8 protein-coding genes and 2 pseudogenes are annotated in these 11633 nt (G+C 66.6%); 7 read left to right on the top strand and 3 right to left on the bottom strand.

Annotated features, from left to right (window positions below; genetic code table 11):
• Positions 1-7: 7 nt before the first annotated feature.
• Positions 8-655 (bottom strand): SDR family oxidoreductase, encoded by a 648-nt coding sequence (locus tag RTN46_RS07155; RefSeq protein WP_312180145.1) that lies wholly within the window; start codon positions 653-655, stop codon positions 8-10.
• A 260-nt stretch (positions 656-915) separates the two neighbouring features.
• On the opposite strand from RTN46_RS07155, the gene RTN46_RS07150 reads away from it, so the two are divergent.
• From RTN46_RS07150 to lpdA, 5 genes are all read left to right on the top strand, one after another.
• Entirely contained in the window at positions 916-2439 is a 1524-nt protein-coding gene (locus tag RTN46_RS07150; RefSeq protein WP_312180144.1) for a carboxylesterase/lipase family protein, read from the top strand.
• A gap of 67 nt (positions 2440-2506) precedes the next feature.
• Positions 2507-4144 carry a ribosomal protection-like ABC-F family protein gene (abc-f, locus tag RTN46_RS07145; RefSeq protein ID WP_312180142.1) on the top strand — a complete coding sequence of 546 codons (1638 nt, stop codon included), beginning with the start codon at positions 2507-2509 and terminating at the stop codon, positions 4142-4144.
• A 209-nt stretch (positions 4145-4353) separates the two neighbouring features.
• Positions 4354-4566: a hypothetical protein gene (locus RTN46_RS07140; RefSeq protein WP_312180141.1), complete on the top strand. Its 213-nt coding sequence runs from the start codon at positions 4354-4356 to the stop codon at positions 4564-4566.
• 312 nt (positions 4567-4878) lie between these two features.
• Entirely contained in the window at positions 4879-6396 is a 1518-nt protein-coding gene (locus tag RTN46_RS07135) for a carboxylesterase/lipase family protein (protein WP_312180140.1), read from the top strand.
• Between the two features lie 94 nt (positions 6397-6490).
• On the top strand, positions 6491-7891 hold the full coding sequence (gene lpdA / locus RTN46_RS07130; RefSeq protein WP_312180139.1) for a dihydrolipoyl dehydrogenase: 1401 nt from the start codon (positions 6491-6493) through the stop codon (positions 7889-7891).
• On the opposite strand, the gene RTN46_RS07125 is transcribed toward lpdA, so the two are convergent.
• Both RTN46_RS07125 and folP read right to left on the bottom strand, forming a co-directional pair.
• Entirely contained in the window at positions 7888-8643 is a 756-nt protein-coding gene (locus RTN46_RS07125) for a pyrimidine reductase family protein (RefSeq protein ID WP_312180138.1), read from the bottom strand. The two genes, lpdA and RTN46_RS07125, sit on opposite strands and share 4 nt — an antisense overlap.
• A gap of 5 nt (positions 8644-8648) precedes the next feature.
• A complete protein-coding gene (gene folP / locus RTN46_RS07120) occupies positions 8649-9644 on the bottom strand; it encodes a dihydropteroate synthase (RefSeq protein WP_312180137.1) in 996 nt (331 codons plus the stop codon).
• 59 nt (positions 9645-9703) lie between these two features.
• Between folP and RTN46_RS07115 the strand changes: the two are divergent.
• Positions 9704-10792 (top strand): annotated as a pseudogene (locus RTN46_RS07115) (ATP-dependent DNA ligase).
• Between the two features lie 83 nt (positions 10793-10875).
• Positions 10876-11633, top strand: a pseudogene (locus RTN46_RS07110) (DUF4389 domain-containing protein); the annotation flags it as partial.

Below are 11633 nucleotides of genomic sequence, written 5' to 3'. Positions count from 1 at the left end.
GCAGATCTCAGAGGCGGTCGAGTGCCTCATGGATCGGGGTGGTTCCGTTCACGAACTCGATGAACGCTCCCACCGCTGCCGGGCGTTCGAGCACGTCTGCGGCCACTGCCGCCACGTCCGCCCTGGACACGCTGCCGTCCTGGCCCGGCCCGATGCTGATGCGGCCGGTGCCGGGATCATCCGTGAGGGCACTGGGCCCCAGGATGGTCCAGTCAAGGCCGCTGCGGCGCAGATACTCGTCCGCTGCGGCCTTGGCCTCGGCGTAGGCGAAGAAGCTGTTGTCGGACGGCACACCGTGGTTCTTGCCCGCCCCCATGTAGGAGACCATGACGTAACGGCGCACACCGGCCTGGACAGCCGCGTCCATCGAACGGATCGCGGCGTCGCGGTCCACCGCGTAGGTGCGTTCGGGTGATCCACCGCCGGCCCCGGCCGACCAAATGACGGCGTCCTGGCCCTTCAGCTTCTCCGCGATCCCCGCGGTGTCGAGCCTCTCGACGTCGGCCACCACGGGTGCAGCTCCATTCGCGCTGACTTCCGCGACATGGTCGGGATTCCGGACCAGCGAGGTTACCTGGTGGCCGTTTGCTGCCAAATCCTTCGCCAGCTGCAGTGCCACTTTGCCGTGTCCGCCAATAATTGCCACGCGTGCCATGTTGCTCCAATCCTCGGGATGTACCCCACGAGCATAAGCATACTTATTGATGGCGTGCGGGGGCCTTTCACCGGTGGCTGAACCGGGCAGGAGAAGAGCAGGTTACCCAGTGGCTGGAACATGCCGGCCAACCCGTTGGAGCCATTGGCGGGAGGTACGGCCGCGAAGGATGGTGTACTCCCACGGCGCTGGATAGTATCCACCATGGCGCCCGGTCAACCCCGGCCAGCCCACAGGCTTCACAGGTTGAAAGGATGCCCATGTCCACTGCCACCGCCGAAGCAGGCCTCACCATCCAAACCAGCGAAGGTCCTGTCCGCGGACGGGTCCTGGGGAGCACGCGGAGCTGGCGCGGCATGCCCTACGCCGCCCCCCCGGTCGGAGAGCTGCGGCTGCGGATGCCCCGCAGGCCCCGCCCATGGCGCGGGGTGCGGGATGCTTCCAGATTCGGCCCGTGGGCGCCCCAACGCGCCCGCCGGCTGCTGCCCGGGGCAGGCGGCAGCACCCCGATGAGCGAAGACTGCCTCACCATCAACGTGACCGCACCCCGGGAACCTGCTGAGGCGCCGCTGCCCGTCCTGGTTTTCTTCCACGGCGGAGCCTTCAGCTCCGGGTCTGCCGCCATGGACCTGCTGGACGGGTCCGGACTCGTCACCAGCGGGAACGTAGTTTTTGTAGCCATGAACTACCGCCTGGGAGCACTGGGCTTCATGGATTTCCGCGCCTACTCCACGCCTGAGCGGCCCTTCGAAGCCAACGTGGGGCTGGGAGACCAGGTTGCGGCACTGGAATGGGTCCAGCGGAATATTGCCGCCTTTGGCGGCGATCCGGATAACGTCACGATTTTTGGTGAGTCTGCCGGCGCCACGTCCGCCCTGACCCTGATGTGCGTCCCCTCCGCGGCAGGGCTCTTCCACCGGGCTTTCCTCCAGAGCCCTGCCCCGGGCGCGGTTTACGGACCGGACCTGACGGGTGCGTGGGCCGGGGAACTCCTCGGGCTCCTCGGCGTTGGCGCCGGCGGGGCCGCGGAGGCACTGAGCGAAATGTCGGCGATGTCCCTGGTGGCGGCAGTCAGCCAGCTGACCGGGAGAATCACCCCCGATGCCCAGCCCGGGGCGCTGAGCCTGGCCCCGGTGGTTGACGGTTCCTTCCTGCCCCTGCACCCCCTCGATGCGTTCGCGCAGGGCAAGGCCCAGCAGCTGCCCATGGTGATCGGATCCATGGAACGGGAAGGAGAGCTCTTCGACAAGCTCAATGACATCCTGCCCACCAACAAGGACCGGATCGAGAAGATGTTCGCGCTCACGGAGCCGGACCACCGCGAGCGCGTCATCGCGGCCTACCGGGGGTATCCACACAAGAAGCAGGCAGTGGAGATCGGAGGCGACGCCGTCTTCTGGCACCCGGCCATCCAGGTGGCCGAGGCGCATTCCCAGTACGCGCCTGCGTGGTCCTACCGGTTCGACTTCGCACCCCGCGCCGCCCGGCTGGCCGGCCTGGGGGCCACTCACGGGATGGACCTTCCCGCGGTGTTCGGAAACTACGGTTCCGGGCTGGGCAAGGCCCTGGTGCGGCTGGGAGACCGGCGGACCGCAGCGAACGTCGGGCACCGGTTCCAATCCGGGCTGCTGCGCTTCGCCAGGACCGGTGTTCCCGGGCCCATGTGGCCGAAGTACGATACAGCGTCCCGCCGCACCAAGATCTTCGACCGGTATGACCGGATCGAGCTCGATCCCCGGAGCGCTCGGCGGAAGGCATGGAACGGCTACCGCGGGTTCCGGTAGTTCACGGCTCTCCCGGGCGGATGCGGCCGGTGCCGCTGCGGGGGAGTGCGCCGCATAGGATTGCAGGATGACCGCAACACTGCTCGCCCGGGATCTTGCCGGCGGCCACGCTCACCGCGTCCTCTTCTCAAATCTCTCACTGACCGTTGCCCCGGGTGACGTCATCGGCGTCGTGGGGGCCAACGGCGCGGGTAAGTCCACCCTGCTGAAGATTCTGGCCGGGGCCGCGGAGCCCATGGGCGGCGTCGTGCAGCGCCATCCGACGGACGCTTTCGTCGGATGGCTCCCGCAGGAGCATGAGCGGGTTTCCGGAGAAACGGTCGCCGCCTACATTTCGCGGCGGACCGGATCGACGGCGGCCACCGAAGCGATGGAGGCGGCCGCGGAGGAACTGGGAAGGGAAACCAAGGGCGCCGACGACCGCTACGCAGCGGCCCTGGATACCTGGCTCGCTTCGGGCGCGGCGGACCTCGAGGAGCGGATGCCCGCGGTGCTCGCGGAACTTGGGCTCGACGCCGGGCCTGATTCCCTGATGACCGGGCTCTCCGGCGGGCAGGCTGCCCGGGTGGCGCTGGCCGCCCTGCTGCTCAGCCGCTTCGACATCGTGCTCCTGGACGAGCCCACCAATGACCTGGACCTCGACGGACTGGCGAAACTGGAGGAGTTCGTCCGCGGACTGCGCGGCGGCGTCGTCCTGGTCTCCCACGACCGCGAGTTCCTCGCCCGCTGTGTCACGACGGTGGTCGAACTCGATCTCGCCCAAAACCAGGTGGCGGTCTACGACGGCGGTTACGACGCCTTCCTCGAGGAAAGGGCGGTCGCCAAGCGCCACGCGAGGGAAGCCTACGAGGAATTCGCCGGGAAAAAAGCAGACCTGGTCTCCCGGGCCAGGACTACCCGGGAATGGAGCTCACAGGGCGTCCGCAACGCCATGAAAAAGTCTCCGGACAATGACAAGATCCGGCGGAAAGCCAGCACCGAGTCTTCGGAGAAGCAGGCGCAGAAGGTCCGCCAGATGGAATCGCGCATCGCCCGGCTCGAGGAAGTGGAAGAGCCGCGCAAGGAGTGGCAGCTGCAGTTCAGCATCGCTGAGGCACCGCGCTCCAGCACCGTCACGGCGGTCCTGAACGAAGCCGTGGTGCAGCGCGGCGGGTTCGCCCTTGGCCCGGTGTCGCTGCAGGTCAATGCCGGAGAACGGATCGGCATCACCGGCCCCAACGGGGCTGGGAAGTCCACGCTGCTGTCGCTGCTGCTGGGCCGGCTGGAGCCCGACGCCGGTTCGGCGTCGCTGGGCGCCTCGGTGGCGGTCGGGGAGATTGACCAGCTCCGCGGCCAGCTTGACGCGGAGAAAAAGCTCACCGATGCCTTTGAGTCCTGTGTCCCGGAAATGACGCCGGCGGAGGTTCGGACCCTGCTGGCCAAGTTCGGCCTCAAAGCCGACCAGTCGGGCAGCCTGGTGGGAGCACTGTCGCCCGGCGAGCGGACCCGCGCGGCGCTGGCACTGCTGCAGGCACGCGGCGTCAACCTGTTGATCCTCGATGAGCCCACCAACCACCTCGACCTGCCGGCCATTGAGCAGCTTGAGGAGGCCCTGGAGAGCTACACCGGAACACTTCTCCTGGTCACCCATGACCGGCGGATGCTGGAGAATGTGCAGCTGGACCGGCTGTGGATGGTGGAGAACGGAACTGTTTCCGAACGTTAAGGCGTCTGCGCCCTTATGACCGGCCCACTGTGACTGTTGTTAAAGATGTGATAATAGTTACCTAAGGGTGGCAGCAGTCTCATGGATGATCAACTGCTCCACCGTTCTCGCGGGGGAAAGAAGTTGTTATGGCTTCGACGAGCACATGGATGTTAGCTCAGCCACAGTCCGAAAGCCGGCGCGCCGGAAAGCCGCCGGCCGCACTTCGCATGATCGATATACCGGTCCTGCTGATGGTGTGGATGCTCTGCGTCCTGACAGACTGGTCCACACCCGCAAAAGTCCTCCTCAACGTGGCCGCCGTCGGACTTCTCTGCCTGAAAGAACTGGCCGTCCACCGCTATCTCATGCGGCACCAGGGTGAACCTCCCCGCCGCCAGGCATACCTCCACCGGGTGCCCGAACCCGCCTACCAGGACTGAACCAGGCCGCGTATCGGGGCTCAACCGGGCCCGTCATCCGGTCTGGTTTGCGGACCCGGATACGGACTGAAACCAGGATTTGATACGCCGATCCGGCGTGGAGCCGAAGCCATCTCGTTCCTTCCGCGGCTATGGCCACTGCCCGGCGACAGGCCTATCGTTGATATGCGCGGCACTGGTCCTGGAAGAACACCTCCGGTGGTGCAAAGTGCACCGGAACGGCCTGCGCCTTCGCGCGGTGCAGGAAGCTGAACCCGGGACCTTGGTCAATCCGGTGCAGAGATGCGCCGCCCCGGTGGAAGCAGGAGAGCCATGTCCCTGGATATATCAACGCTGGAGGTGGAGACAGCCAACGGCTGGGTCCGCGGAACTGTCGACGACGGGGTCCGCACCTGGCGCGGGATTCCCTACGCGGCTCCGCCGCTGGGCGACCTGAGGCTGCGTGCGCCACAACCAGCCCCGGACTGGACCGGAGTACGGGACGCCTCGGAGTTCGGCGCCATTCCGCCACAGATCCGCGGCAGGTCCCTGAAGCGTTCGCGCCGGCGGCCGCTGATGAGCGAAGACTGCCTCACGGTCAACGTCAGCTCCCCCCTGGAACCGTCCTCGGACCTGCTGCCGGTACTGGTCTTCTTTTACGGCGGGGCCTTCAGCTCAGGATCCTCGGCCGTGCGCACCTACCGCGGTGCCAACCTGGTTAGGACCGGGGACGTGGTCTACGTCTGCCTCAATTACCGGATCGGGGCGCTGGGCTTTATGGATTTCACGTCCTTTTCCACACCGGCGCGCCCGTTCGATTCCAACGTTGGGCTTCGGGACCAGGTGGCGGCGCTGGCCTGGGTCAACCAGAACATTGCGGCTTTTGGCGGGGATCCGGACAACGTCACCATCTTCGGAGAGTCCGCCGGCGGTATCGCGGTCACCGCACTGATGTGCATCCCCTCGGCGGCCCCGTACTTCCATAAAGCCTTCGCCCAGAGCCCGGCGCCGTCCGGCGCGTACTACCCCGACATGCATGAGCGCTGGGCGCTGGACCTGCTGGAAATCCTGCGGGTGGACGAATCCCGCGCCGCCGAGGCCCTCAGCTCCATGTCCGCCGACCGGCTGGTCAGCGCCACCAGATGGATGACCAGCAAGATCGGGCCGGTCCAGCAGCCCGGGACACTGAGCGTGTCCCCGGTGATCGACGGCGAATTCCTGCCCCGGCATCCGATCGACATCTTCCTGGACGGTGAATCCTCACCCAAGCCCATGGTTCTGGGCACCATGGCCCAGGAAGGCGCGCTTTTTGCGAAACTCGACAACATCCTGCCGTCCACGCCGGAACGGATCGAGCGGATGTTCGCCGGCACCGACCCGACGGCACGCGATCGGGTGCTGGCGGCCTACCCGGGCTACCCCTCCCGGGAACGGTCCGTCGAGATCAGCGGCGACCTGGTCTTCTGGTACCCCAGCCAGCTGGTAGCGGAAGGCCATTCACGGGTGGCGCCCACCTGGGCCTACCGGTACGACTACGCCACCCGGCTGATGAACATGCTTGGCCTGGGGGCAACCCACGCCTTCGACGTCCCCGTGATGTTCGGCGAAACCAGCGAGAAAATAATGCGGGCCCTGTCGCTGCTGGGCGGCACCGAGGAGCTCAAAGAACTCTCCGTCAGGTTCCAGGGGTCGCTGCTGAACCTGGCCCACGTCCATCTCCCCGGGGAGGATTGGCCGCGGTATGAGGAGACGCACCGGCATACCAGGATCTTCGACCGTGAGGACCGGATTGAGTCCGATCCGTTTGCGGAGCGCCGGCTGGCCTGGCAGGGCTACCGCGGCTACATCTGAGCTGTGCGCATGCATGGAGTCCCCGGAGGCTGCGTGAGAGTGTTAAGCCAGCTGAGGGTTTTGTCTGTCTGTTCCGATCTGACGAGGAGCCAGCATGAGTGCACATTACGACGTCGTGGTCCTGGGTGCAGGGCCGGGCGGGTACGTCGCGGCCATCCGGGCAGCCCAGCTCGGGCTCAATGTTGCTGTGATCGAGGAAAAGTACTGGGGAGGAGTCTGCCTGAACGTGGGCTGCATCCCGTCCAAGGCCCTGCTGCGCAATGCTGAACTTGCGCAGATTTTCACCCGGCAGGCGGCGACCTTCGGAATGCACGGCGACGTGAGCTTCGACTACGGTGCCGCGTATGACCGCAGCCGGCAGGTGGCCGACGGCAGGGTCAAGGGCGTTCACTTCCTGATGAAGAAGAACAAGATCACCGAGTACGACGGCCGTGGCGTGTTCAAGGACGCGCACAAGATGGAGGTCACGCTGTCCCAGGGCGGCACCGAGGAACTCACCTTCGAGAACGCCATCATCGCTACGGGCGCCACTGTTAAGCTCCTGCCTGGCGTGGAGCTCAGCGCCAACGTTGTCACGTACGAAACCCAGATCCTCAGCCGCGACCTGCCGGCGAAGATGGTGATTGTTGGAGCTGGGGCCATCGGCATGGAATTTGGGTACGTCCTGCGCAGCTACGGCGTCGACGTGACCATCATCGAGTTCCTGGACCGTGCCCTGCCGAACGAGGACGCCGACGTCTCCAAGGAAATCACCAAGCAGTACAAAAAGCTCGGGATCCCGATCCACACGTCCGCCAAGGTCGAAACCGTTACCGATAACGGTTCATCGGTCACCGTCAGCTACACGGACAAGGCAGGCAGCCGGCAGAGCATCGACGCGGACCGCGTGCTGATGTCCGTCGGCTTCGCTCCGCGGCTGGAGGGGTTCGGCCTCGAGAGCACCGGGGTGGAGGTAACCGGCCGCGGCGCCATCGCGATCGACGACTACATGTGCACCAGCGTGGAGAACATCTACGCGATCGGCGACGTCACGGGCAAACTGCAGCTCGCACACGTGGCCGAGGCCCAGGGAGTGGTCGCGGCAGAGACCATTGGCGGCGCCGAGACGATGCCGCTGGGAGACTACCGCATGATGCCGCGCGCCACCTTCTGCCAGCCGCAGGTGGCGAGCTTCGGTCTGACCGAGCAGCAGGCCCGCGACGAGGGACGGGACGTCCTGGTCAGCACGTTCCCCTTCACCGCCAACGGCAAGGCCCACGGACTCGGCGAACCGGTGGGATTCGTGAAGCTGATCGCGGACCCGGCTCACGGCGAACTGCTGGGCGGACACCTGATCGGCCCGGACGTCTCAGAGCTGCTCCCGGAACTGACCCTCGCGCAGAAGTGGGACCTCACCGCCGCCGAACTTGCCCGGAACGTCCACACCCATCCCACCCTGAGCGAAGCGCTTCAGGAGGCGTTCCACGGGCTGACCGGCCACATGATCAACTTCTAACCGGCCGCCGATGGCTGGCTGCGGTAGCGCAGCAGCAGTGTGCCGCCGCTGCACAGCACGTGCGCCAGTTCCATCCGGCGGGGCGCCAGCTCAGGTGAGCCCGCCGTGATCCGGGTAGCGCTTCCCGCCGTCAGCAGCGGACTGAGCGTCAGGCAGAGCTCATCGACCAGTCCGGCGGCCTGGAAGGTACCGAAAACGTGCGGCCCGCCTTCGCACAGGACCCGGTCGAATCCACGCGCCGCGAGCACCTGGGCGGCCTGCTCCGGCTCCACCGTCCGGGCCCCTGCCACTGCCACGTCCGCCACCTGCTCCAGGGCCCGGCGGTGTTCCAGGGGTGCGATCGCCGTCGTGAGGATCAGCGGACGTACCGGAGCCTGCGTAAAGAGGGGACTGCCGGGATCCAGGTCCAGGGTTCCGGAGACGATGGCCAGGCCCGGGTGCGGCTGCAGGCCCCTCGCCGCGCGCCAGGACTGTCCTTCGGCGTCGAGCAGGCCGCCCGCGTAGCCCTCTGTGCGCACCGTTCCGGCGCCCACGAGGATGACGTCGGCCGTCCGCCGGAGCAGCGCGAAGACCCGGTGGTCGGCGTCGTCGCCCAGCCCTCCGGAACGCCCGTCCACGGCCGCGGCGCCGTCGGCTGACGCAACGAAATTGAAGCGGAAGAGAGGGCGGTCCGTTCCGTCTTCGTCCCAGGCATAGGCAGCGAGCAGCTGCTCATCGCTGAGCTCCGCCGAGGACCCGGGAACGGTGATCACCGCGCTCATTCCTGGGCCGCCGGTTCGTTCACATCGCCCATGTTGTGCCGCAGGTAGGCGGGGGCCCGCCAGCCGAGGATGGCTTCAGTCATCCGGATAGCGCTGCGGGCCGCGGAAACGTTGTGCATCCGCAGGATCCGCGCGCCGTTGATGATGCTGGCGACGCCCGCCGCGAGGGATCCCTCCACCCGCGCGGATTTCGGAGCGTCAAGGGTCTCGCCGATGAAGTCCTTGTTGGAGACAGCGGCCAGCACGGGGTAGCCAAGAGAAGCAATCTCGGCCAGCCGGCGGGTGAGTTCGAGCGAGTGGAGGGTGTTCTTGTTCAGGTCATGCCCGGGATCGATGATGATCTTTTCCGGTGCCACCCCCAGCTCCTGGGCATACCCGCTGCGCCGATGAAGGAACTCCGCGACCTCGGAAACGACGTCGGCGTATTGCGGGCGCGGAAAAACGGTGCGCGGCGCGGCCAGGCTGTGCGTGATGACCAGATGGACGCCGGACTCGGCGGCGACCCGTGCCAGGTCAGGGTTGTGCAGCCCGGTCGTGTCGTTGATGACAGTGGCTCCGGCTTCGATGGCCGCTTCTGCCACGGCCGGCAGGAACGTGTCAGCGGAGATGATCACATCCGTGGCCTCGCGGACCGCCCGGATGACCGGCACCACCCTGGCCGCCTCCTGCGCCGCGCCCAGGGCCGGACCCGGGGCGAAGGGCACGCCGCCAATGTCCACCCAGTCGGCGCCGTCGTGCACGGCAGCCAGCGCAGCCCCCACCGCGGCGTCGAGCGCGTAGGTGGCTCCGGCGTCGTAGAAGGAGTCGGGGGTCCGGTTGATGATGGCCATCAGCGCCACCTCACGGCGAAAATCCAGGGTGCGTGCCCCGATCTTATGGACCGGATACAGCAACGGCGGCAGATAGGGGCCGGCGGCCTGCCGGGCGCCCGGGGCAGTTCCGGTGCCGGCGGCAGAGTGGCCGGAGCGTGGTTCCCTGCTGTTCAGACTCATGATTGCATCCTACGGTGGAGCACAGCCCGGGAAACGACCGCCTCATCGGAAGGTACGCAATGGAACTGCCGCTTATGCCGCCCGTCGATCCCATGTTGGCGAAGGCCGTGGACGGTGTCCCGGAAGGTGGCTTCGCCTATGAGCCCAAATGGGACGGATTCCGCGCCGTCGTCTTCCGCGACGGCGCCGAGGTGGAGATCACCAGCCGCAACGGGCGGGCCATGAACCGCTACTTTCCGGAACTCGTGCACGCGTTCCTGGACGGGCTGCCGGAAAAATGCGTGGTGGATGGAGAAATCATCCTGGTCAATGCCGACGGCACGCGGCTGGATTTTGACCTGCTTCAGCAGCGCATCCACCCCGCAGCCAGCCGGGTGAAGCTGCTTGCGGAGCAGACACCGGCGTCCTTCGTTGCCTTCGACCTGCTGGCCCTGGGCAGCGAAAACCTCACCGGCAAGCCGTTCCGGGAACGGCGGGCGGCTCTTGAAACCGCCCTTCGAACGGGCCCGGGTACGGCCGGAGGGAGGCTGCACCTGACCCGGCAGACGCTGGATCCGGACAAGGCGCGGGACTGGTTTAACCGATTCGAAGGAGCTGGGCTGGACGGAGTTCTCGCCAAGCCGCTGGAATCGGGCTACGAACCGGGCAAACGCACCATGTCCAAGGTCAAGCACCGCCGCACCGCCGACTGCGTCCTGGCCGGCTACCGCGTGCACAAGAGCGGAGAGGACCGGATCGGTTCGCTGCTGCTGGGGCTCTATGACGACGACGGCGTCCTCGCGAACGTGGGGGTTGTCGGCGCCTTCCCGATGGAGCGGCGCAAGGAATTGTGACAGGAACTGCAGCCGCTGGTGACCTGGGACAGCGGTCATCCGTGGACCGAGGCGGAACAGGGCGCCGGCACCCGGACCCCGCGGAATGCCGAAAGCAGCAGATGGAGCGGAACGAAGGACCTTTCCTTTACGCCGCTGCAACCCGTCCGCGTAGTGGAAGTCGCCTACGACCATATGGAAGGCCCCCGCTTCCGGCACCCGCCGAGTTTCGTCCGCTGGCGTCCTGACCGCGAACCCGAATCGTGTGGCTACGCCCAGCTGGAGGAACCTGTCAGGTTTGACCTCGGTGACGTACTGCAGGAGCCCTCCCGCTAGCTGCGCGTCCTTGACACGGTTCTTGGACGGGAGAACCCTGAACTAGGGGACCGCAGCCCGGGACACCGGAGGGACGTACCACCATGCGAGCCGGCAAAATCGTCATGATCGTGGCAGGCAGCCTGCTGATTCTGTTTGGACTGGGTCTGGGGATCGGCGGCGCAGCAGTGGGCTTCCTCAATTCCCGCCAGGCGTCCGGCGAGTTCCTGTCCTTACCCCAGGAGCTTTACCAGGTCGATTCCAACGCCATGACCACCGAGTCGATCAACGTTGACGAGGACATAGACAGCGGAACTGCGGTGGGAACAATCAACGTCCGTGGCGAGGCAGCAGCTCCGGATCAAGAACTCTTCATCGGCATCGGCCCGACGGCAGACGTGAACCGGTACCTTGCCGACGTGGCCCACAGCGAGCTGAGGGACGTGACTTACGAACCGTTTAACGCCTATTTCCGAGAATTCGAAGGCACCGCCGTTCCTGCTCCGCCCGCTGAACAGGACTTTTGGGCATCAGCCTCCTCCGGGTCAGGCCAGCAGGAAATGAGCTGGGACCTGGACCAGGGCCGCTGGACCGTGGTGGTGATGAACGCCGACGGCAGCGCACCGGTACGGGCCGAACTGCAGATGGGCGCGCGCTCTGACCTCCTGGGGCCGGTGGCAGCCGGGATGTTCATCGGGGCGGCCTGCCTGGTCCTGGCCGGTGCAGCGCTGATCGTGGGCGGAATCCTCCTCCGCAGCCGCATACCCGGCCCCAGCGGCTACGGCGGCCCCGGTGGGTACCCGGGCGGGCCAGGATACCCGGGCTACCCCGGTGGTCCCGGCGGCCCGGGGGGCCCCGCCGG

The organism is Arthrobacter sp. (assembly GCF_031988865.1).
Classification (GTDB): Bacteria; Actinomycetota; Actinomycetes; order Actinomycetales; family Micrococcaceae; genus Arthrobacter_B.
The sequence above is the reverse complement of the archived record's forward strand: the minus strand, read 5'-3'. Positions and strand labels throughout refer to the sequence as shown.

Coding starts and splice junctions, on each gene's coding strand:
- folP (WP_312180137.1), bottom strand. CDS start 9,644: ATGAGTCTGAACAGCAGGGAACCACGCTCCGGCCACTCTGCCGCCGGC.
- RTN46_RS07155 (WP_312180145.1), bottom strand. CDS start 655: ATGGCACGCGTGGCAATTATTGGCGGACACGGCAAAGTGGCACTGCAG.
- RTN46_RS07135 (WP_312180140.1), top strand. CDS start 4,879: ATGTCCCTGGATATATCAACGCTGGAGGTGGAGACAGCCAACGGCTGG.
- abc-f (WP_312180142.1), top strand. CDS start 2,507: ATGACCGCAACACTGCTCGCCCGGGATCTTGCCGGCGGCCACGCTCAC.
- RTN46_RS07140 (WP_312180141.1), top strand. CDS start 4,354: ATGATCGATATACCGGTCCTGCTGATGGTGTGGATGCTCTGCGTCCTG.
- lpdA (WP_312180139.1), top strand. CDS start 6,491: ATGAGTGCACATTACGACGTCGTGGTCCTGGGTGCAGGGCCGGGCGGG.
- RTN46_RS07150 (WP_312180144.1), top strand. CDS start 916: ATGTCCACTGCCACCGCCGAAGCAGGCCTCACCATCCAAACCAGCGAA.